The sequence below is a fragment of the Nocardioides sp. genome (genome assembly GCF_035481145.1).
GTDB lineage: Bacteria > Actinomycetota > Actinomycetes > Propionibacteriales > Nocardioidaceae > Nocardioides.
Map to the genome: position 1 here is coordinate 1 of NZ_DATIHB010000044.1, position 19,456 is coordinate 19,456.

At 69.2% G+C, this 19,456-nt stretch carries 22 protein-coding genes; 16 read left to right on the forward strand and 6 right to left on the reverse strand.

Annotated features, from left to right (window positions below):
- Positions 1–142: 142 nt before the first annotated feature.
- From VLF38_RS03470 to VLF38_RS03515, 10 genes are all read left to right on the forward strand, one after another.
- Positions 143–394: an AtpZ/AtpI family protein gene (locus VLF38_RS03470; protein ID WP_325269892.1), complete on the forward strand. Its 252-nt coding sequence runs from the start codon at positions 143–145 to the stop codon at positions 392–394.
- A complete protein-coding gene (atpB, locus tag VLF38_RS03475) occupies positions 391–1,191 on the forward strand; it encodes a F0F1 ATP synthase subunit A (RefSeq protein WP_325269893.1) in 801 nt (266 codons plus the stop codon). Before VLF38_RS03470 ends, atpB begins: the two co-directional genes overlap by 4 nt.
- 98 nt (positions 1,192–1,289) lie before the next feature.
- On the forward strand, positions 1,290–1,493 hold the full coding sequence (locus tag VLF38_RS03480; protein WP_107699138.1) for an ATP synthase F0 subunit C: 204 nt from the start codon (positions 1,290–1,292) through the stop codon (positions 1,491–1,493).
- Between the two features lie 46 nt (positions 1,494–1,539).
- On the forward strand, positions 1,540–2,088 hold the full coding sequence (locus VLF38_RS03485) for a F0F1 ATP synthase subunit B (protein WP_107699139.1): 549 nt from the start codon (positions 1,540–1,542) through the stop codon (positions 2,086–2,088).
- Positions 2,085–2,894: a F0F1 ATP synthase subunit delta gene (locus VLF38_RS03490; protein ID WP_325269894.1), complete on the forward strand. Its 810-nt coding sequence runs from the start codon at positions 2,085–2,087 to the stop codon at positions 2,892–2,894. Before VLF38_RS03485 ends, VLF38_RS03490 begins: the two co-directional genes overlap by 4 nt.
- A gap of 74 nt (positions 2,895–2,968) precedes the next feature.
- On the forward strand, positions 2,969–4,606 hold the full coding sequence (gene atpA / locus VLF38_RS03495; protein ID WP_325269895.1) for a F0F1 ATP synthase subunit alpha: 1,638 nt from the start codon (positions 2,969–2,971) through the stop codon (positions 4,604–4,606).
- 3 nt (positions 4,607–4,609) lie between these two features.
- Entirely contained in the window at positions 4,610–5,515 is a 906-nt protein-coding gene (locus tag VLF38_RS03500) for a F0F1 ATP synthase subunit gamma (protein ID WP_325269896.1), read from the forward strand.
- A 5-nt stretch (positions 5,516–5,520) separates the two neighbouring features.
- Positions 5,521–6,978 (forward strand): F0F1 ATP synthase subunit beta, encoded by a 1,458-nt coding sequence (gene atpD / locus VLF38_RS03505; RefSeq protein WP_325269897.1) that lies wholly within the window; start codon positions 5,521–5,523, stop codon positions 6,976–6,978.
- On the forward strand, positions 6,978–7,379 hold the full coding sequence (locus tag VLF38_RS03510) for a F0F1 ATP synthase subunit epsilon (protein ID WP_325269898.1): 402 nt from the start codon (positions 6,978–6,980) through the stop codon (positions 7,377–7,379). The genes atpD and VLF38_RS03510 overlap by 1 nt, the downstream gene beginning before the upstream one ends.
- 93 nt (positions 7,380–7,472) lie before the next feature.
- On the forward strand, positions 7,473–7,910 hold the full coding sequence (locus VLF38_RS03515) for a DUF2550 domain-containing protein (RefSeq protein ID WP_325269899.1): 438 nt from the start codon (positions 7,473–7,475) through the stop codon (positions 7,908–7,910).
- A 4-nt stretch (positions 7,911–7,914) separates the two neighbouring features.
- On the opposite strand, the gene VLF38_RS03520 is transcribed toward VLF38_RS03515, so the two are convergent.
- Together VLF38_RS03520 and VLF38_RS03525 are read right to left on the reverse strand one after the other, a co-directional pair.
- Positions 7,915–8,853, reverse strand: coding sequence for a lytic transglycosylase domain-containing protein (locus VLF38_RS03520; RefSeq protein WP_325269900.1), 939 nt, complete (start codon positions 8,851–8,853; stop codon positions 7,915–7,917).
- Positions 8,853–9,452 (reverse strand): cob(I)yrinic acid a,c-diamide adenosyltransferase, encoded by a 600-nt coding sequence (locus tag VLF38_RS03525; RefSeq protein ID WP_325269901.1) that lies wholly within the window; start codon positions 9,450–9,452, stop codon positions 8,853–8,855. Before VLF38_RS03525 ends, VLF38_RS03520 begins: the two co-directional genes overlap by 1 nt.
- Before the next feature lie 99 nt (positions 9,453–9,551).
- Between VLF38_RS03525 and VLF38_RS03530 the strand changes: the two genes are divergently transcribed.
- Both VLF38_RS03530 and VLF38_RS03535 read left to right on the forward strand, forming a co-directional pair.
- Entirely contained in the window at positions 9,552–9,914 is a 363-nt protein-coding gene (locus tag VLF38_RS03530; protein WP_325269902.1) for an STAS domain-containing protein, read from the forward strand.
- A 34-nt stretch (positions 9,915–9,948) separates the two neighbouring features.
- The gene (locus tag VLF38_RS03535) at positions 9,949–11,943 is read left to right on the forward strand and encodes a protein meaA (RefSeq protein WP_325269903.1); all 1,995 of its coding nucleotides are present in this window, start codon (positions 9,949–9,951) and stop codon (positions 11,941–11,943) included.
- Between the two features lie 68 nt (positions 11,944–12,011).
- On the opposite strand, the gene VLF38_RS03540 is transcribed toward VLF38_RS03535, so the two are convergent.
- The 3 genes from VLF38_RS03540 to VLF38_RS03550 are packed head-to-tail and all read right to left on the reverse strand — an operon-like array spanning position 12,012 to position 15,015.
- Positions 12,012–13,529, reverse strand: coding sequence for a tripartite tricarboxylate transporter permease (locus VLF38_RS03540; protein WP_325269904.1), 1,518 nt, complete (start codon positions 13,527–13,529; stop codon positions 12,012–12,014).
- Complete coding sequence (locus tag VLF38_RS03545; protein ID WP_325269905.1) at positions 13,529–14,038, reverse strand: tripartite tricarboxylate transporter TctB family protein; 510 nt, start codon at positions 14,036–14,038, stop codon at positions 13,529–13,531. Before VLF38_RS03545 ends, VLF38_RS03540 begins: the two co-directional genes overlap by 1 nt.
- The gene (locus VLF38_RS03550; protein ID WP_325269906.1) at positions 14,038–15,015 is read right to left on the reverse strand and encodes a Bug family tripartite tricarboxylate transporter substrate binding protein; all 978 of its coding nucleotides are present in this window, start codon (positions 15,013–15,015) and stop codon (positions 14,038–14,040) included. The genes VLF38_RS03545 and VLF38_RS03550 overlap by 1 nt, the downstream gene beginning before the upstream one ends.
- Before the next feature lie 140 nt (positions 15,016–15,155).
- On the opposite strand from VLF38_RS03550, the gene VLF38_RS03555 reads away from it, so the two are divergent.
- From VLF38_RS03555 to VLF38_RS03570, 4 genes are all read left to right on the forward strand, one after another.
- Entirely contained in the window at positions 15,156–16,790 is a 1,635-nt protein-coding gene (locus tag VLF38_RS03555; protein ID WP_325269907.1) for a sensor histidine kinase, read from the forward strand.
- A complete protein-coding gene (locus VLF38_RS03560) occupies positions 16,783–17,481 on the forward strand; it encodes a response regulator (RefSeq protein WP_325269908.1) in 699 nt (232 codons plus the stop codon). The genes VLF38_RS03555 and VLF38_RS03560 overlap by 8 nt, the downstream gene beginning before the upstream one ends.
- Before the next feature lie 68 nt (positions 17,482–17,549).
- Positions 17,550–17,894 (forward strand): hypothetical protein, encoded by a 345-nt coding sequence (locus VLF38_RS03565; protein ID WP_325269909.1) that lies wholly within the window; start codon positions 17,550–17,552, stop codon positions 17,892–17,894.
- Positions 17,895–18,012: 118 nt separating this feature from the next.
- Complete coding sequence (locus tag VLF38_RS03570; RefSeq protein ID WP_325269910.1) at positions 18,013–18,537, forward strand: ferritin; 525 nt, start codon at positions 18,013–18,015, stop codon at positions 18,535–18,537.
- 3 nt (positions 18,538–18,540) lie between these two features.
- Here the strand turns inward: VLF38_RS03570 and VLF38_RS03575 are convergent, their stop codons facing one another.
- The gene (locus tag VLF38_RS03575) at positions 18,541–19,410 is read right to left on the reverse strand and encodes an SGNH/GDSL hydrolase family protein (RefSeq protein ID WP_325269911.1); all 870 of its coding nucleotides are present in this window, start codon (positions 19,408–19,410) and stop codon (positions 18,541–18,543) included.
- Between the last annotated feature and the right edge of the window lie 46 nt (positions 19,411–19,456).

Genomic DNA, 19,456 nt, shown 5'->3' on the forward strand with positions numbered 1-19,456 from the left:
CCGCCAGCATCGCCGCCGCCACCGTCGCATGGGTGCTCGGACAGCTCCTGGGAGCGTGGCGGGCCCGCCACGACGCCGCCGGAGTTCACGACCTCACGCCGGTGAGCGACGAGCGCGCATGACTGGTATTGTCCGGCCCGCGATGCCTCGCACAGAAGAAGAACAGCAGCCTGCCCCTCAAGGCGACCCGTGGCTTGCCTTCGGGTACCTCGTCTCGGGCGTGCTGCTGTACGGCGCTGTGGGCTGGCTCGCTGACTGGTGGCTGGGGACCGAGTTCCTGGTCGTCATCGGGATCCTCCTCGGAGCAGGTCTCGGCATCTACATGACTTTCAAGCGGTTCGGTGGCATGCCCACCAGCGCCGACGAGCAGAGCCACGGCAAGGAGACAGAGTGAGCCTCACCGCGACGATTGCGGCCGCCACGATCAAGGCGGAGGACGAGTTCAGCGCACCGAGCGCCGGTCTCTTCGACCTGCCGTCCATTGCGGACTCGGGCATCACCAAGTCGATGGTCCTCGTGACCTTCTCGGCGATCCTCATTCTCGGCTTCACCATCCTGAGCTCGCGCAAGGCCGCGGTCGTCCCCGGCCGCCTGCAGTTCGCCGGCGAGATGGTCTACGGCTTCGTGCGGAACACCATCGCCCGTGAGGCGATCGGCTCCGAGAAGTTCATGAAGTTCGTGCCGTTCCTCTTCTCGCTCTTCCTGTTCATCATCGTGAACAACTACTACGGCATCGTCCCCCTGGTGCAGCTGCCGTCGTTCGGCCGGATCGGCTACATCGTGCCGCTGGCCGCGCTCGCCTGGCTCGTCTTCATCGGCGCCGGCATCAAGAAGCACGGCTTCCTCGGCTTCTTCAAGCACGCGACCGTTCCGCACGGCGTTCCCGCCTGGATCCTGGTCCTGCTCGTGCCGCTCGAGTTCCTCTCGAACATCATCGTGCGTCCCTTCACGCTGACGCTCCGTCTCTTCGGCAACATGTTCGCCGGTCACCTGCTGCTCGCGCTCTTCGCGACCGGTGGCGCGTTCCTGCTGCAGTCCGGCAACCCGGTCCACATGGGTGTCGGCGTCCTCGCCTTCGTCATGGGCATCCTGGTCAGCTTCCTCGAGCTGATCGTGATGTTCCTGCAGGCCTACGTCTTCACGCTGCTCGCCGCCATGTACATCGGCGAGGCCATCGCCGACGAGCACTGACGCTCCGTCAGGCACGAAGACCCGCTCCACCCGTAGTACCCCACAAGTTTCGCCAAAACGGCGACGTGACCGCCACGTCGCAGACGAAAGGAAAAGCCATGGAAGGCTCCCTCAACCTCATCGGTCTCGGCCTCTCCGCCATCGGCCCGGGCGTTGCCATCGGTCTGATCTTCGCCGCGCTGATCTCCGGCATCGCCCGTCAGCCCGAGGCTGCCGGCACGCTCTTCGGTCGCGCCATCCTCGGCTTCGTCCTGGCTGAGGCGCTCTTCATCATCACCCTCGCCATCGCGTTCGTTCTCTGACCCACCGAACCGTCGTTCTTACGGTCCGCGATAGGGAGACACCAGCATGATCAGTAACGTCGTCATCGCGATGGCAGAAGAGGCGCACGGCGAGGAGCACTCGCCCCTGATGCCGATCCTCTCGGAGGTCGTCCTCAGCGCGATCGTCTTCGCGATCATCCTCTTCGGCATCTGGAAGTTCGTCGTGCCGAAGTTCGAGGCCGCGTACGCCGAGCGCACGCAGGCCATCGAAGGCGGTCTCGCCGCGGCCGAGACGAAGCAGGCTGAGGCCGACGCCAAGCTCGCCGAGCTCGAGAAGCAGCTCGCGGACGCCCGCCACGAGGCGGCGCGCATCCGTGAGGAGGCACGCGAGCAGGGCGCGGCGATCGTCGCGGAGATGCGCGAGCAGGCGCAGACCGAGGCGTCCCGCATCGTCGAGCACGGCAAGACGCAGATCGAGGCGGAGCGCCAGCAGGCGATCACCTCGCTCCGCGCCGAGGTCGGCACGCTCGCGACCGGTCTCGCCGGCCGCATCGTCGGCGAGAGCCTCGAGGACGAGGCTCGCCAGAGCCGTGTCGTCGAGCGCTTCCTGTCCGAGCTGGAGGGCGCACAGTGACCGTCCCCGCGGGCATCCGGGGCGCCTCCGCCGAGGCACTGGCCACCCTCTCCAGTGAGCTGGAGGGGGCGGCCGACGCCGCCACCGTGGGTGTCGAGCTCTTCTCGGTCGCCGCGGTCCTGCGGTCGGAGCCGGCGCTGCGCCGTGTCGCCACCGACGTCTCCGTTGCGAGCGAGGCGAAGGCCGGTCTCGCCGGCCAGGTCTTCGGCAACCACGTCGGCGCCACCACGCTGGGCCTGGTCAAGAGCGCGTTCAGCCAGCGCTGGACGGCCGCGCGTGACCTCGCCGACGTGCTCGAGCACCTCGGCGCGGTTGCCACCGTGACCTCCACCGGCGGTGACGCCGGCCGCCTGGCCGACGAGCTCTTCGCCTTCGCCGGTGCAGTCCAGGGCAGCCCCGAGCTGCGGGAGGCGCTCGCCGACCAGAGCCGGTCGCTCGCCGACCGCCAGGGCCTGGTCCGCGGTCTCCTCGAGGGGAAGGCGCTTCCGGCGACCATCACCCTCGCGGAGCAGTCGGTCACCGGCTCGCACCGCACCGTGGACGTCGCCCTGTCGTCGTACCAGAAGGTCACCGCCGACGTGCAGGGCAAGGGTGTCGCGGTCGTCCGCGTGGCCCGCCCCCTCGCCGACGCAGACGCCGAGCGCCTCGCCGCTGCCCTCACCCGGCAGTACGGCAAGGAGGTCCACCTCAACGTCGTCGTCGACCCGGAGGTCGTCGGCGGCATCAAGGTGGAGATCGGTGACGAGGTCATCGACGGCACCGTCTCCACGCGCCTCGACGACGCCGGCCGGCGCCTTGCAGGTTGATCAGTCGGCTCACGCCCTCTGCATCGCCCACCCCAAGAACTTTTCGAGCAGCACCCAAGAGTGAGGAAGACCAAATGACGGAGCTGTCCATCCGTCCGGACGAGATCCGGGACGCACTGCAGCGCTTCGTGTCCGACTACCAGCCGGAGACCGCGTCCCGCGAGGAGGTCGGCACTGTCGCCGAGGCCGGCGACGGCATCGCCCGCATCAGCGGCCTCCCCTCCGCCATGGCCAACGAGCTGCTCGAGTTCGAAGACGGCACGCTCGGCCTCGCGCTGAACCTCGACACCCGCGAGATCGGCGCCGTCGTCCTCGGCGAGTTCGACAGCATCGAGGAGGGCCAGACGGTCCGCCGCACCGGCGACATCCTCTCCGTCCCGGTCGGCGAGGGCTACCTCGGTCGCGTGATCGACCCGCTCGGCAAGCCGATCGACGGCCTGGGCGAGATCACCGGCCTCGAGGGTCGTCGTTCGCTCGAGATCCCGGCCGCCGGCGTCATGGACCGCAAGTCGGTCCACGAGCCGCTCGCCACCGGCATCAAGGCCATCGACTCGATGACCCCGATCGGCCGCGGCCAGCGCCAGCTGATCATCGGTGACCGCGCCACGGGCAAGACCACCGTCGCGATCGACACGATCATCAACCAGAAGGCTGCCTGGGCGACCGGCGACCCGGAGAAGCAGGTCCGCTGCATCTACGTCGCCATCGGCCAGAAGGGTTCGACCATCGCCTCCGTGCGTGGCGCCCTCGAGGAGGCCGGCGCGCTGGAGTACACCACCATCGTCGCCGCCCCCGCGTCCGACTCGGCTGGTTTCAAGTACCTCGCGCCGTACACCGGCTCGGCCATCGGCCAGCACTGGATGTACCAGGGCAAGCACGTCCTCATCGTCTTCGATGACCTGACGAAGCAGGCCGAGGCCTACCGCGCCGTCTCGCTCCTGCTCCGCCGCCCGCCGGGCCGCGAGGCGTACCCGGGTGACGTCTTCTACCTCCACTCCCGCCTCCTGGAGCGCTGCGCGAAGCTCTCCGACGAGCTCGGCCACGGCTCGATGACCGGTCTGCCGATCATCGAGACCAAGGCCAACGACGTCTCGGCGTTCATCCCGACCAACGTCATCTCGATCACCGACGGCCAGATCTTCCTGCAGTCGGACCTCTTCGCCGCCAACCAGCGCCCGGCCATCGATGTCGGTGTCTCGGTCTCCCGCGTCGGTGGTGCCGCCATGACCAAGGCGCTCAAGGCCGTCACCGGCTCGCTCAAGGTCGACCTGGCGCAGTTCCGCGCCATGGAGGCGTTCGCCATGTTCGCCTCCGACCTCGACGCCGCGTCGAAGCAGCAGCTGGCCCGTGGCCAGAAGCTGATGGCGCTGCTGAAGCAGCCGGCGTACTCGCCGTACTCCATCGAGGACATGACCGTCTCGCTGTGGCTCGGCACCTCGGGTCGTCTGGACAACGTCCCGACCGTCGACGTCATCCGCTTCGAGCAGGAGTTCCTGGACTACCTGCGTCGCTCGCAGGCCGGCATCCTCGCCGGCATCGCCGAGTCGCTGAAGTTCGAGGACTCGACGGCCGACCAGCTCGCTGCGGCGTACGACGAGTTCCTCAAGCAGTTCGAGACCTCCGAGGGTTCCTCGGTCGTCACCGAGCAGGCCGAGGCCCTCGAGGACGCCGACGTCACGCAGGAGCAGATCGTCAAGCAGAAGAAGGCCTGACCCATGGCCGTCTCGCTGCGTGAGTACCGCGCGAAGATCAAGTCGACCCAGTCGATGAAGAAGATCACGCGCGCCATGGAGCTCATCGCTGCGTCCCGCATCATCAAGGCGCAGCAGCGGGCGCAGGCCGCTGAGCCGTATGCCCGGGAGCTGACCCGTGCCGTCAGCGCGGTGGCCACGTTCTCCAACGTGGACCACCCGCTGACCCGGGAGACCACCGACGCGGGCCGCGCTGCGGTCCTCGTCGTGGCCAGCGACCGCGGTCTGGCCGGCGCATACGCCTCCAACGCCATCAAGGAGGCGGAGCGGCTCGCCGAGAAGCTCCGCGCCGAGGGCAAGGAGGTCGTCACGTACGTCTCCGGTCGCAAGGCCGAGGCGTACTACAAGTTCCGCAACCGCCCGGTGGCCCAGGCGTGGACCGGCTTCTCCGACCAGCCGACGTACGACGTCTGCAAGGAGATCGCCGACACCCTGATCGCCCAGTTCCTCGAGGACACGACCGGCGTCGACGAGGTCCACCTCGTCTTCACCCGCTTCGTGTCGATGCTGACCCAGGCGCCGACGGCGCTGCGTCTGCTGCCGCTCGAGGTCGTCGAGGGCTCCGAGGCTCCGGAGGAGGGGGAGATGCTTCCCCTCTACGAGTTCGAGCCGTCGGCCTCCGACGTGCTGGACGCGCTTCTGCCGAAGTACGTCACGAGCCGCGTCTACCACGCTCACCTGCAGGCGGCGGCTTCCGAGCTCGCTGCCCGCCAGAAGGCGATGAAGTCGGCTACGGACAACGCCGAAGAGCTCATCAAGAAGTACACCCGAATTGCCAACCAGGCCCGCCAGGCCGGCATTACCCAGGAAATCAGCGAGATCGTCGGTGGCGTCAACGCCCTTGCCGACGCGACCGCCGGGAGTGAGTGAGAGACATGACTGCCACTGTTGAAGAGACCGCTGTCGCCGGTGCCGGTGCCGTTGGTCGCGTCGCCCGCGTCATCGGCCCGGTCGTTGACGTCGAGTTCCCGGCTGACCAGATGCCGGCGATCTACAACGCCCTCAAGGTCGACCTCCAGACCCCCGATGGCGGCACGGCCGAGCTCACGCTCGAGGTGTCGCTGCACATCGGTGACGGCCTGGTCCGCGCGATCTCCATGAAGTCGACCGACGGCCTGGTCCGTGGTGCGCAGGTGCGCGACACCGGTGAGTCGATCTCCGTCCCGGTCGGCGACGCCACGCTGGGCCGCGTCTTCGACGCCACCGGCAACGTGCTGAACCTCGAGGAGGGCGAGTCCTTCCCGGAGACCGAGCGCTGGGGCATCCACCGCAAGGCGCCGGCGTTCGACCAGCTCGAGTCGAAGACGCAGATGTTCGAGACCGGCATCAAGGTCATCGACCTGCTCACGCCGTACGTCACGGGTGGAAAGATCGGCCTGTTCGGTGGTGCCGGTGTCGGCAAGACCGTCCTCATCCAGGAGATGATCGCCCGCGTCGCCAAGAACCACGGTGGTGTCTCCGTGTTCGCCGGTGTCGGCGAGCGCACCCGTGAGGGCAACGACCTCATCCACGAGATGAAGGACGCGGGCGTCTTCGACAAGGTCGCCCTCGTCTTCGGCCAGATGGACGAGCCGCCGGGCACGCGTCTCCGTGTCGCCCTGTCGGCGCTGACGATGGCGGAGTACTTCCGCGACGTCCAGAAGCAGGACGTGCTCCTCTTCGTCGACAACGTCTTCCGCTTCACGCAGGCCGGTTCCGAGGTCTCCACGCTGCTCGGCCGCATGCCGTCCGCCGTTGGTTACCAGCCGAACCTCGCCGACGAGATGGGTCAGCTCCAGGAGCGCATCACCTCGACGCGTGGTCACTCGATCACCTCGATGCAGGCGATCTACGTCCCCGCTGACGACTACACCGACCCGGCTCCGGCCACGACGTTCGCGCACCTGGACGCCACGACCGAGCTCTCGCGTGAGATCGCCTCGCTGGGTATCTACCCGGCCGTGGACCCGCTCACGTCGACGTCGCGCATCCTCGACCCGCAGTACATCGGTCAGGAGCACTACGACTGCGCGATCCGCGTGAAGCAGATCCTGCAGCGCAACAAGGAGCTCCAGGACATCATCGCGATCCTCGGTGTGGACGAGCTCTCGGAAGAGGACAAGACGGTCGTGCACCGCGCCCGTCGCATCCAGCGCTTCCTCTCGCAGAACACCTACGTCGCCAAGCAGTTCACCGGCATCGAGGGTTCGACGGTCCCGCTCGCGGAGACCATCGAGGCGTTCAACAAGATCTGCGACGGCGAGTACGACCACGTCGCTGAGCAGGCGTTCTTCATGTGCGGTGGCCTCGACGACGTCGACGCCAAGTGGGCCGAGATCCAGAAGTCGCTCTGATGGCTGGCTCGGACAAGCAGCTGACCGTTTCGCTGGTCGCCGCTGATCGCGTCGTGTGGGAGGGCGAGGCCACCATGGTCATCGCCCGCACCACCGAGGGCGACGTCGGCATCCTGCCGAACCACGCTCCGCTGCTCTCCCTCCTGGTGGACGGTGTCGTCGACATCCGTACGCCGGAGGGTGAGACGTGGGTCGCGGCGGTCGACGCGGGCTTCCTGTCCGTGGCCGACAACCGGGTCTCCATCCTGTCGGAGCACGCCGAGATGTCGCACGAGATCAACCTCGAGAAGGCGCGTCACGACCTCGAGCGGGCCCAGGCGGCCGGCGAGGACAACGGCGCGGCCACCGAGGCCGTCCGCCGGGCCGAGGCCCGGATCCGGGCCGTCGAGAAGGCTGGCTGACACCTCTTGCACTGACCCCGGTCCGGTGGCGCTATCGTTTGCGCCACTGGGCCGGGGTCGGTCCTATTTGCTGCTCTTCTGGTGGGAGGCTCGATGGCGCCGTGGCTGTGGGGTGTCGAGGCCCTTCTCGCTGGCCTCGTCCTGCTCCTGCTGCTGGCTGTCGTCCTCGTCGTCCGACGTCGCTGGATCGCCCGCTCCGGGGGCACTTTCGAGCTCTCCTTCCGGATGCGCTCGGTGACGCCCGGCCGTGGCTGGGTGCTCGGCATCGGGCGCTACTCCGGCGAGGAGCTGCAGTGGTTCCGGATCTTCTCGCTGGCCTTGAAGCCGCGGCGCTCGTGGCACCGCAAGACGCTCGTCTACACCGGTCGGCGTGAGCCGCAGGGCATCGAGACGATGTCGCTGTACCCCGACCACGTCGTGGTGCAGTGCGAGACCCCGGATGGGCCGGTCGAGTTCGCGATGAGCGGTCCCTCGCTCACCGGCTTCCAGTCCTGGGCCGAGTCGGGTCCACCAGGCGCGGAGATCCGCTGAACTCTCAGCGGGTGTCGGTGCCCAGCTGACGCGCCGGGTGCCGGCTCAGGTAGTCGGCGACCCGGATCCGCTCGGGTGCGCGATAGCCGATCGGCAGCCAGATGTCCCCGCGCGCGGAGAGATAGAGGATCTGCCATTGGTGCAGGCCTCGCAGGGCGCCCGGGTCGCGCTGCAGGAGCGTGGCGTAGGCCCGGACGCCCTCGACGTAGCCGGTGTGCTGGTTGTAGGCCCAGAGCGCGCGCCGTACGTCGAAGGGCGAACCGCCGCGCGCCGCGAGGTAGCGGGCGGCCGCGTTGACGGCGTCCTCCGGGTCGTTGACGTCGCCCTCGCCGTACGCCGCCCAGGTCGCGGGCATGAACTGCATCGGGCCCTGCGCTCCCGCGCTGGAGAGGCCGCGGATCTTGCCGAACCCGGTCTCGACGAAGTTGATGGCGGCCAGCAGCTCCCAGGGCACGCCGTGCTCGCGCCCCGCCTGGCGGTAGACCCGCTGCAGCCGGGCGAGGGGAGTGGGCCGCACGACGCGCCACGCCGGGAGCTCGTCGGAGAGCGTGGTGAGAACGCCCCGTAGCGAACGCCGGGCCGTGAGGTGGCCGCGCACCGTGTCTTCCAGCTCGCCGGAGCGCGAGAGGACCGTGTCGTGCCAGCCGGGGTGACGGGCGAGCTGGCGGTAGAGGACCTGGCACGTGAACGCTGCCTGGGTGAGTGCCACGCCGCGGGCGGTCCGGGTGGCGCGCTCGGCGGTGATGAGTTGCTCGGCGAGGTCGCGGGCGTCCGCCGCCTGCCGCGGAGCGGTGAGGATCGCCGTGCGGGTGCCGGTGGAGGGTGTGGTGGGCGCCGTCGGAGTCGGCTGTGCCTGCTCAGGGTGCCCCTCGGGCTGCTCCGTGCCGCCCGCGCAGCCGGTGAGGGCCAGGAGGGCGGTCGTCGCAACGAGGCAGCGGCGCATCAGCCCTGGGGCTTCGTGCGCTCTCCGCCCGGCACCCAGAGGACGTCGCCGTTCTCCCGGTTGGCGTACCGCGCGAGGATGAAGAGCAGGTCGCTCAGCCGGTTGAGGTACTTCACCGCGAGCACGTTCATCGTCTCCCCGTGCGCGGCGTACGCCGCCCAGCCGGCCCGCTCCGCCCGGCGTACGACGGTGCGCGCGACGTGGAGGTGTGCTGCGGCGACCGTGCCGCCATTGAGGATGAAGGAGCGGAGCTTCTCGAGGTCCTCGTTGTAGTGGTCGCACCACGCCTCGAGCCGGTCGATGTACTCCTGCTCGACGCGGAGGGCGGGATATTCCGGGTTCTCGACGACCGGGGTGCCGAGGTCGGCACCGACGTCGAAGAGGTCGTTCTGCACGTGGGTCAGCACCGCCACGACGTCCTCGGCGAGGCTCGCGTCGACCGCCGCGTGGGCGAGCGCGACGCCGATGCACGCGTTGGCCTCGTCGACGTCGGCGTAGGCCGCGAGGCGGAGATCGTTCTTCGACGTCTCGCTCATGTCGGCGAGCCGGGTCGTCCCGGCGTCGCCCGTGCGCGTGTAGATCCGGGTGAGGTTGACCATGGCCGCGAGCCTACCGAGGCAACCGTTTCGCTCTCCGGCGCGTCCTAACTCACGACGAGGGGTACGAGGAGCAGCATGGTGGCGGAGGCGAGGTGCGAGATGGCGGAGATCGAGGACTGTGTGCTCGAGCTGGGCGGTTCGCTCGATGCGCGCTCGACACCGGAGATCCGCACGGCCCTCCATGATCTGCTCTCCGCACCCGGCCGGGTCGTCGTCCTGGATCTGGGCGCGGTCACCTCTGCCGACGTGGTCGCGCTGCGCGTGATCGCCGCCGCGAGCCGGCTGGCGGCTCTGCGCGGAGGCCGGATCGTGCTCCGCTCCGCACCAGCTCCGGTGCGCCGGCTGCTGACCGTCTCGCGCCTGGCCCGGCTCGTGGAGGTCGAGCGGACACCGGGCGACGTGCACGTGCCACGTCCCCGGGTGGTACGCGGTGTCACCAGTGCCACACCCGAGACCGCGTGACCACCACAACAGATTCCGCATAGGCTCCGCTCTTATGAGCAAGGACAAGCCCTGGGTGATGCGGACGTACGCCGGTCACTCGACCGCCGCCGCGTCGAACGCGCTGTACCGCACGAACCTCGCGAAGGGCCAGACCGGTCTCTCGGTTGCCTTCGACCTTCCCACGCAGACGGGTTACGACCCCGACTCGCCGCTCTCGCGCGGTGAGGTCGGCAAGGTCGGCGTGCCGGTCATGCACATGGGCGAGATGCGCCGTCTCTTCCAGGACATCCCGCTCACGGAGATGAACACCTCCATGACCATCAACGCGACGGCCATGTGGCTGCTCGCGATGTACCAGGTCGCAGCGGAGGAGCAGAACCCGGACATGGAGCCGGCGGAGGTCGCGCAACTCCTCGCGGGCACGACGCAGAACGACATCATCAAGGAGTACCTGTCGCGCGGCACCTACGTGTTCCCGCCGCAGCACTCCCTGCGCCTGATCAGCGACATGATCGCCTACACGGTCAACAACATCCCCAAGTGGAACCCGATCAACATCTGCAGCTACCACCTGCAGGAGGCCGGCGCCACGCCGGTGCAGGAGATCGCCTACGCCCTGACCACGGCCATCGCGGTGCTCGACGCGGTCAAGGCCGCGGGCCAGGTCTCCGACGAGGACTTCGAGAAGACCGTCGGTCGCATCTCGTTCTTCGTCAACGCGGGCGTCCGATTCGTCGAGGAGACCTGCAAGATGCGGGCGTTCGTGGCGATGTGGGATGAGATCACCCGTGAGCGCTACGGCGTCCAGGACCCGAAGATGCGCCGCTTCCGCTACGGCGTCCAGGTCAACTCGCTGGGCCTGACCGAGGCCCAGCCGGAGAACAACGTCCAGCGCATCGTGCTCGAGATGCTGGGTGTCTCCCTGTCGAAGAACGCCCGCGCCCGCGCCATCCAGCTCCCCGCGTGGAACGAGGCGCTCGGCCTCCCGCGTCCGTGGGACCAGCAGTGGTCGCTCCGCCTCCAGCAGGTCCTCGCCTTCGAGTCCGACCTGCTCGAGTACGGCGACATCTTCGACGGCTCGCACGTCATCGAGGCCAAGGTCAACGAGCTCATCGAGGGCGCGAAGGCCGAGATCGACCGCGTGCAGGGCATGGGCGGCGCGATCCCGGCGGTCGAGTCGGGCTACATGAAGTCCGCGCTCGTCTCCAGCCACGCTGCGCGCCGCGCGAAGATCGAGGCCGGCGAGGAGATCATCGTCGGCGTCAACAAGTTCGAGACCACCGAGCCGTCGCCGCTGACCGCCAACCTCGACGAGGCGATCATGACCGCCGACCCGAAGGCGGAGGAGGCGGCGATCGCCTCGCTCGAGGCGTGGAAGGCCCAGCGCGACGAGAACGCCGTCGCCGAGGCCCTCGCCAACCTGGCGGCGACCGCGAAGACCGACGAGAACCTGATGCAGGCCACGCTGGCCGCCGCCCGCGCCGGCGCCACCACCGGCGAATGGGCCGCGACCCTGCGCGAGGTCTTCGGCGAGTTCCGTGCCCCGACCGGTGTCTCCGGCGCCGTCGGCGTCGCGGAGGCCGGCGAGGCGCTCACCACGGTCCGCGAGCGGGTCAAGGCCACCGGTGACGAGCTGGGCGGCCGCCTGCGCTTCCTGGTCGGCAAGCCCGGCCTGGACGGTCACTCCAACGGCGCCGAGCAGGTCGCCGTGCGCGCCCGCGACGCCGGCTTCGAGGTCATCTACCAGGGCATCCGCCTGACGCCCGAGCAGATCGTCGCGGCCGCCGTCGCCGAGGACGTCCACGTGGTGGGCCTCTCGATCCTCTCGGGCTCGCACATGGAGCTGGTCCCGGTCGTCATCGAGGGCCTGAAGGCCGCCGGTGCGGGTGACATCCCGGTCATCGTCGGCGGCATCATCCCCGAGTCCGACGGCAAGAAGCTGCTCGAGCAGGGTGCCGCTGCCGTCTACACGCCGAAGGACTTCAGCCTCACCGAGATCATGGACGACGTGGTCAACGTGATCCGCAAGGCCAACGGCCTGGCCTGATCCACAGCAGTACGACGAAGCCCGGCGCCCCTGTGGGGGAGTCGGGCTTCGTCGTACGGAAACGGGGGTCAGCCGTGGGGAAGGTGCGCGTCGGGCGCCGGCTCGTCGTGGTTGCGCAGGACCTTGAAGAGGGTCCAGCCGATGAGCCCGGCCAGCAGGACATAGGCCCCGAGGGAGAAGCCGGTGCCGTAGAGCGTCGACCAGTCGCCGTTGCTGGCCTGCAGGGCCTTGCGCAGGCGCTCCTCGGAGACCGGGCCCAGGATCACACCGATGATCGCGGGCACGACGGGCAAGCCATAGCGCCGCATCACGAAGCCGAGCAGGCCGAGCACGACCAGGATGGTGATGTCGGTCGGGTTGGCATTGGTGCTGTAACCACCCAGCACGGCGAAGAACAGGATGCCGGCGTAGAGGTACGGGCGGGGCATCTGCAGGAGCTTCGCCCAGAGCGGGGCGAGGGGCAGGTTGATCACCAGCAGCAGGAAGTTGGCGACCAGCAGGCTGGCCAGCAGTGCCCAGACCAGGCCACCTCCGTCGCCCTTGAACATCTGCGATCCGGTCTGGATGTCGTAGCGCTTGAAGGCCTCGAGCATGATGGCGGCGGTGGCCGTCGTCGGGATGCCCAGGGCGAGCAGGGTCACCATGGTGCCGGCGGCAGAGGCGTTGTTGGCGGCCTCCGGTCCCGCGACGCCCTCGATGGCGCCCTTGCCGAACTCCTCGGGGTACTTGCTCGCCTTCTTCTCCGCGGCGTAGGAGAGGAAGGTCGGGATCTCGGCGCCGCCCGCGGGGAGCGCGCCGAAGGGGAAGCCGAGCGCGGTGCCGCGCAGCCAGGCCGGCCACGAGCGCTTCCAGTCGGACTTCGACATCCACGGCTTGCCGGCCGGGATGATTTCCGGCGGACTGTGCCGGAGGTGGGCGGCGATCCAGAGGGCCTCGCCGACGGCGAAGAGCGCGACCGCGATGACCACCGTGTCGATGCCGGTGGCGAGGGTGTCGACACCGAAGGTGAGTCGCTGCTGTCCGGTGAAGTTGTCGATGCCGATCAGGCCGACCGTCAGGCCGAGGGCGAGCGAGGCCAGACCGCGGACGGGCGACCCGCCGAGGACCGTGGAGACGGCGAAGAAGGCGAGCAGCGTGATCGCGAAATAGTCCTGCGACTTGAGGCCGACCGCGAAGCTGGCGATGAGAGGTGCGGTGAAGATCAGCAGCACGGTGGCGATGGTGCCGGCCACGAAGGAACCGATCGCCGCGGTGGCAAGGGCCTGGGATCCGCGCCCCGCCTTGGCCATCAGGTTGCCCTCGACTGCGGTCATCACCGACGAGCTCTCGCCCGGGGCGTTGAGCAGGATCGACGTGGTCGACCCTCCGTACATGCCGCCGTAGTAGATGCCGGCGAACATGATGAGCGCAGGAGTCGGCTCCATGGAGAACGTGACCGGGAGCAGCAGGGCGAGGGCCATCGCGGGGCCGATGCCGGGGAGCACCCCGACGAAGGTGCCGAGGATGACGCCGATCAGGGCGAAGAGGAGGTTCTCGAGCGTGAGGGCGGCGGCGAAGCCGTCCATCAGGAGGTTGAGGGAGTCCATCAGAAGAACCCTCCGGGGATGTAGAGGCCGAGGCCTTCGGTGAAGAGCAGGTAGGCCACGACCGGAACGACGACGCTGACGAGGGCATCGAGCCACAGCCTGTGGCCGCCGAGGAGACGGATGACGCCGAAGAAGAGCAGCGGGCCCGCGATCGGGATGCCGAGGAACGGGATCAGCTGGCCCGCGCCGATGATCAGCGCGGCGAGTGCGAGCAGGATCTTCCAGTCGGTGCCATGGCTGAGGTCGACGTCCTCACCCTCCTCCTGGTAGCCGTGGCCACCCCGGAGCAGGTCGATGAGGAGGAGTGCGGCCGTGACGAGCAGGAGACCGGCGACGAAGTACGGCGCGACCCGCGGGCCGAGCGTGCGGGCCGCCGCCATCGACTCCGGGATCGACTGGATCTGCCAGAGGACCAGCACGCCGAGCCCGGCCAGCAGGCCGACCACTCCGTACTCGGAGCGGCCGGCCCGCTTGCCCTGAGCCACGGCGGTCTCAGGTGTGGCGTTCATCAGATCAGGTCCAGCTCGGTGAGCAGGTCCTCGACGAGCTTGTTCTGCTCCTCGATGTAGGCGCCGAACTCGTCGCCGGTGAGGAAGGCGTCGGTCCAGCCGTTCTCCTCCTCGGCCACGGTCCAGGCGTCGGTGCCGTGGAGGTCCTCGGCGAGCTTGACGAGGCGGTCGCGCTCCGCGTCGTCGATCGACGGCGGGGCGACGAGCCCGCGCCAGTTGATGAACTCGAGGTCGACGCCCTCTTCCTTCAGCGTCGGGGCGTCGAAGCCCGGGACACGCTCGGCGCTGGTGACCGCGAGGACCTTGAGCTGGCCGGCTTCGATCTGGTCCTTGTACTCGCCGACGCCGGAGAACCCGGCCTTGACCTCGCCGCTGAGCAGGCCAGCCAGGAGCGGGCCACCACCGTCGTTCACGACGTAGTTGACGTCCTGAGGATCGATGCCGAGCGCGTCAGCGGTCAGGTAGGTGGCGAGGTGGTCCGGGCCGCCGGGCGAGGATCCGCCGCCGACCGGGAAGTTGTCCGGGTCCTTCGACCACGCAGCCTTGAGCTCCTCGACGGTGTCGTACGGGGAGTCCGCCGGGACGACGATCGTGTCGGGCTCGCTGATCAGGCGGGCGATCGGGGTGGTGTCGGCGAGCGTCTTCTCGGACTTCTGGGTGAAGCTCGCACCGACGACGCCGAGGCCCATCAGCATGAGCTCGCCCTTCTTGCCCTTCTGGGAGACGAGCTTCGCGAGACCGGTCGTGCCGCCGGCGCCCTCGAGGTTGTAGACCTCGACGTTCTCGTTGATCTTCTGGTCCTCGATGATCTTCGCCGCGACGCGGGCGGTCGTGTCGTAACCGCCGCCGGGGGAGTTGGGGACCATGATCCGGACCGGGCCGTCGGCGCCGCCGCCCGAGTTGCCGCCGCAGGCCGCGAGACCGAGGACCGTGACGGTGGTGACAGTGGCAGTGGCCACCTTGTGGAACATCGACATGAGTTGTCTCCTTTCGGTGCCGACAGCGTGGTCACCGTCACACCGGCATGTCGCCGTTCTGGTCATGGAGAACGTTTCGGTCTTTGTGGTCAGGCTCAGGGTGTCGCCGCACATGTCTCTGATGTTGCAGACTCGCGGCTGTGACCGCCCTCTCACTGCGCCGCCTCTCGCTGGCGCGGCAGCTCCTGCTGCTGCAGATGCTGATGGTCGTGCTCGTCGTGGGAACGGTCGGCTGGGTCACCACGGTGCAGGCCAGCCAGGACTTCCGCACGGAGAGCGAGCGGCGCCTGCTCGGCACCGCGGACGCGACGGCCTCCGAGCGCGTCGTGCGTGACGCGTTGGTCGTGCACGAGGAGGGCCCCGTCGGGGTGCGGCTCGAACGCGTCCGCGTCGCCGCCGGTGCGTCGTACGTCGTGCTGGTGGCGGTCGACGGGCACGTCCTGGCGACCTCCGTGCCGGGCGCGGAGGGCCCGGACCTCGAGGTCCGCGCCGACGTACGCCGTGGTGCCAGCTGGGTGGGTGAGGGCGCGCGCTTCGGCCGCGATGCGGTCGAGTCACAGGTGGCCGTCTTCTCCGATGCGCAGTCGGCGCGGGACTACGGCCAGGAGTCCGGCGTGGAGGCCAACGAGGTCATCGGCTACCTCGTCCTCGGGCGCGACCACCCGTCCCGGCTCGAGGTGATCCGCAACGACATCCCGCACGTGCTCTTCTACCTCGCGCTGGCCGCCGGGATCGGCGTGCTCGGGTCGCTCCTGATCGCCCGGCGCGTGAAGCGCCAGACGCTCGGGCTCGAGCCTCGCGACATCACCGAGCTCATGGAGCAGCGTGAGGCGATGCTCCACGGCGTGCGCGAGGGCGTCGTGGGCGTCGACATGGCGGGCCGGGTCTCCTTTGCGAGTGGGCAGGCCGACACCCTGCTCGGGTTGCGGCCACCGGTGCGTGGCCGGTCGCTGGAGTCGCTCGCCATCGCACCCGAGGCGGTCGCGGCGCTCTGCGGTGCCGCTCCGGGTGCCGACGTGGTGGTGGCCGTCGGGTCGCGCCTGCTGGTCCTCAACACCCAGCCGATGCAGGTCCGCGGGCGCCAGACCGGCTGGGTCACCTCGATGCGTGATCGCACCGAGCTGCTCAGCCTGGAGCAGGAGCTCGCCGCCGCGCAGGCCGGCACCGACACGCTGCGCGCGCAGGTGCACGAGTTCCGCAACCGGCTGCACGCGATCGCCGGCATGGCCGAGCTCGGCAAGGTGGACCAGGTGCGGGAGTTCGTGCACACGGTGATGGACGACCTCGACGGCCGCGTCGGACAGGTCTCTGCCCAGGTCGAGGACCCGGCCGTCGCCTCCCTGCTGGTGGCGAAGGCGAGCCGAGCCGACGAGCGCGGCATCGATTTCCAGCTCTGCGACGAGGCGCACCTCGGCCAGCATCATGCGGGCCTGTCGGCCGACCTCGTGACCGTGGTCGGCAACCTTGTCGACAACGCCTTCGACGCCGTCGAGTCCGGAGGCCGGGTCGAGATCGACCTGCGCGAGGACGCCGACCGGATCGTGGTCGAGGTGAGCGACACCGGAGCCGGTATCGCCGACGAGGACCGGGCCCGGGTCTTCGAGCTGGGCTGGACGACGAAGCAGGGGAGCGACGCACGCTCGCACGGCTTCGGTCTCGCGCTCACCCGCATGGCCTGTCGCCGGCACGGTGGAACTGTCACCATCGACCATCGTGAGGGCGCCGTCGTACGGGCGGAGCTCTTCACCGATGACCGGGAGGCGAGCGATGGCTGAGCAGGAAGCCCCCGTGCGCGTGCTCGTGGTCGACGACGACTTCATGGTGGCGCGCCTGCACGCCGAGGTGGTGCGCGGCCTCGACGGCTTCGAGGTGGTGGGCTCGGTCCACACCGGCCGGGCCGCGGTGGACGCCGTCAGCGAGTTGCGCCCGGACGTCGTCCTGCTGGACGTCTATCTCCCCGACGTCTCCGGCATCGGCGTGCTCGAGGAGCTGCGGGCGGCTGGCCACGCGGGGCTCGACGTCATCATGATCACCGCGGCGCGCGACACCGAGACCGTCAGCCGTGCGCTGCGCTTCGGCGCGGTGCACTACCTGGTGAAGCCCTTCGCCCTCACCGACCTCACCGACCGGCTCCGACAGGTTGCGGCCGCCCGTCGGCGGCTGGCCCATGAGGCACCGCTGGCCCAGGCCGACATCGACCGTGTGTTCGGCGCCGTGCGCGCCCCGGCGCCGACCCGTGCACTGCCCAAGGGGCTCTCCGAGCCGACGATGCGCCTGGTGGTCTCGCGGCTGCGCGAGCAGGAGGACGCCGAGTCGGCCTCGGAGATCGGTGACCGCGCAGGTCTGGCCCGGGTCAGTGCGCGTCGCTACCTCGAGCACCTCGTGACACTGGGCTGGGTCGAGGTGTCGCTGCGCTACGGCGCCGCCGGTCGTCCCGAGCGGCTCTACCGCTGGGTGCGCGACTGAGCCGTGAGGCGCAACCGGTGACGCTGGCAACATAGCCAAGCCTTACCTATTGTGCGTACGCTCGTCCCATGGGCAAGAAGAAGCTGCGCAAGGAGCTGAAGAAGCTCCGTGCCGACCTGCGCAAGGTCGAGCGCAAGCTGGAGCGCACCCGCGAGCAGCTCGCGGCCGCTGAGCCCACGAAGGTCGAGCCCGCGAAGGTCGAGCCCGGCCCGATCGAGGTTCCGACGGCGTGCGCGCCGAAGGCGCTGCTTCCCAAGACCGAGTGCTGCGCCAGCAAGCAGCGCTGCACGCGCTGCCCGATCCTGATGCTCAAGCAGGGCACCCTGCCCGAGGGCATGAGTGTCAAGCACCGCAAGCTCGTCGGCCCCAACGGCAAGAAGATCACCAAGAAGCAACTGGCCAAGGCAGCCTGACCTCACCCGGGGAAGGCAGTCCTTCCTACGTTGCACGGCAATGAGAACTCGCTAGGTTGGAGCCATGCCGCGGGCCGATCGCCTGCGGCTCCGTCACGTACGACCCAGGAGCATCACCATGGCAGCCCAGCGCTTCGTCGAGCAGCTCAACGCCCAGATCGGCAACGAGCTCGCCGCCCACAACCAGTACCTCGCGTGCGCGATCCACTACGACGCGCTCACGATGCCGCAGACGGCGGCGCTCTTCTACGGGCAGGCGCTCGAGGAGCGCGAGCACGCGATGATGATGGTGCAGTACCTCCTCGACACCGACGCTGCCGTCGAGATCCCCGCCGTTCCTGCCTCCGTCTCCAGCTTCGACGGCGTCGTCGCGCCGGTGGAGCTGGCCCTCGAGCAGGAGAAGCGCGTCAGCGACCAGATCTTCGCGCTGGTCAAGACCGCGCGCGAGGAGGACGACTACGCCTCCGAGCAGTTCATGCAGTGGTTCGTCAAGGAGCAGGTCGAGGAGGTCGCGACGATGAGCGACCTGCTGACGATCGTCCAGCGCAACGAGGACCGCATCAACGACATCGAGAACTACGTCGCTCGTGAGCAGGGCGGCGAGGCCGCCGACCCCACCGCCCCGCGCGCGGCCGGCGCCTGATCCTCAGCCGACACGCGCCTGGATCGCGGTCGCGATCCGGGCGTAGCCCGCGTCGTTCGGGTGGATGTTGGGTCGCGCGCCCGGCACGCACATGTACGTGTGCGTGCAGATGAGGGCGACGTTGGTCGGTACGCCGTTGGGCAGGGGAGTCCAGTCGAGGCTGCGGAACTCCGTGGCGACGTCCGCGACCTCGGCCTGGCCTGCGGAGGCGCTGCCCGCGATCAGCGCGTTGATCTGCGTCTGGAGCGTCGCCGAGGCCTGCGCCTGCGCAGGTCCCGTGACGGGGACGAACCACGACGCCAGGAACGGGTTGTAGTAGTTCGCCACGATGATCTCGACGCCGGGAGCCGCTGCCCGCAGCGTCCGCACGATGGCCGGGAGCTCCTGGGCGAGGCGCACCATGCCCTGCTGGACGCAGACGAGGTCGATCTGGCCCGTCGTACGGTCGGCGCACCGCTGCACGTTGTTGCCGCCGAGGCTGAGCGTGACCAGCCGCGTGGTGCGGGCGTGGGCCCGGAGGAAGACCACCGCCTGGTCGAGCTGGCTGCCCTCGTCGTAGGAGCAGATGCCGCCGTCGGTGAACGTCGTGGTGGTCTCGCCACCGACACAGCCGAGGTTGGCCAGCTTCACCTTGGAGTTCTCTGCCTGCAGCGAGGTGAGCACCCGGCCGGCGAAGCCACCGGTCAGGTCGGCCGTGCCGCCGGTCTGCTCGCCTGCGGCGAAGGAGTCGCCGAGCGAGAGGTACCAGCTGGTCGCCGGTGGCTCCTCAGGGGGTGCGGCGCCGGCGGGGGAGGCCGGCGCGGCGATCATCAGGGCGGCGACGGCGAGGAGGGCAGAGCCGCGCAGTCGGTGGGACAAGCGGTCGAGGTACATCGGAATCTCCTTGGACGGGAGCTCCACCGTGGAGTGAGCGGCGTTG

What these genes read in the sequence shown, in the direction of transcription:
- VLF38_RS03485 (WP_107699139.1), top strand. Translation starts at nt 1,540, where the DNA reads ATGATCAGTAACGTCGTCATCGCGATGGCAGAAGAGGCGCACGGCGAG.
- VLF38_RS03545 (WP_325269905.1), bottom strand. Translation starts at nt 14,038, where the DNA reads ATGAACGCCACACCTGAGACCGCCGTGGCTCAGGGCAAGCGGGCCGGC.
- VLF38_RS03550 (WP_325269906.1), bottom strand. Translation starts at nt 15,015, where the DNA reads ATGTCGATGTTCCACAAGGTGGCCACTGCCACTGTCACCACCGTCACG.
- VLF38_RS03570 (WP_325269910.1), top strand. Translation starts at nt 18,013, where the DNA reads ATGGCAGCCCAGCGCTTCGTCGAGCAGCTCAACGCCCAGATCGGCAAC.
- VLF38_RS03470 (WP_325269892.1), top strand. Translation starts at nt 143, where the DNA reads ATGCCTCGCACAGAAGAAGAACAGCAGCCTGCCCCTCAAGGCGACCCG.
- atpD (WP_325269897.1), top strand. Translation starts at nt 5,521, where the DNA reads ATGACTGCCACTGTTGAAGAGACCGCTGTCGCCGGTGCCGGTGCCGTT.
- VLF38_RS03510 (WP_325269898.1), top strand. Translation starts at nt 6,978, where the DNA reads ATGGCTGGCTCGGACAAGCAGCTGACCGTTTCGCTGGTCGCCGCTGAT.
- VLF38_RS03540 (WP_325269904.1), bottom strand. Translation starts at nt 13,529, where the DNA reads ATGGACTCCCTCAACCTCCTGATGGACGGCTTCGCCGCCGCCCTCACG.
- VLF38_RS03525 (WP_325269901.1), bottom strand. Translation starts at nt 9,452, where the DNA reads ATGGTCAACCTCACCCGGATCTACACGCGCACGGGCGACGCCGGGACG.
- VLF38_RS03530 (WP_325269902.1), top strand. Translation starts at nt 9,552, where the DNA reads ATGGCGGAGATCGAGGACTGTGTGCTCGAGCTGGGCGGTTCGCTCGAT.
- VLF38_RS03565 (WP_325269909.1), top strand. Translation starts at nt 17,550, where the DNA reads ATGGGCAAGAAGAAGCTGCGCAAGGAGCTGAAGAAGCTCCGTGCCGAC.
- VLF38_RS03575 (WP_325269911.1), bottom strand. Translation starts at nt 19,410, where the DNA reads ATGTACCTCGACCGCTTGTCCCACCGACTGCGCGGCTCTGCCCTCCTC.
- VLF38_RS03500 (WP_325269896.1), top strand. Translation starts at nt 4,610, where the DNA reads ATGGCCGTCTCGCTGCGTGAGTACCGCGCGAAGATCAAGTCGACCCAG.
- VLF38_RS03515 (WP_325269899.1), top strand. Translation starts at nt 7,473, where the DNA reads ATGGCGCCGTGGCTGTGGGGTGTCGAGGCCCTTCTCGCTGGCCTCGTC.
- VLF38_RS03560 (WP_325269908.1), top strand. Translation starts at nt 16,783, where the DNA reads ATGGCTGAGCAGGAAGCCCCCGTGCGCGTGCTCGTGGTCGACGACGAC.
- VLF38_RS03535 (WP_325269903.1), top strand. Translation starts at nt 9,949, where the DNA reads ATGAGCAAGGACAAGCCCTGGGTGATGCGGACGTACGCCGGTCACTCG.
- atpA (WP_325269895.1), top strand. Translation starts at nt 2,969, where the DNA reads ATGACGGAGCTGTCCATCCGTCCGGACGAGATCCGGGACGCACTGCAG.
- VLF38_RS03480 (WP_107699138.1), top strand. Translation starts at nt 1,290, where the DNA reads ATGGAAGGCTCCCTCAACCTCATCGGTCTCGGCCTCTCCGCCATCGGC.
- VLF38_RS03520 (WP_325269900.1), bottom strand. Translation starts at nt 8,853, where the DNA reads ATGCGCCGCTGCCTCGTTGCGACGACCGCCCTCCTGGCCCTCACCGGC.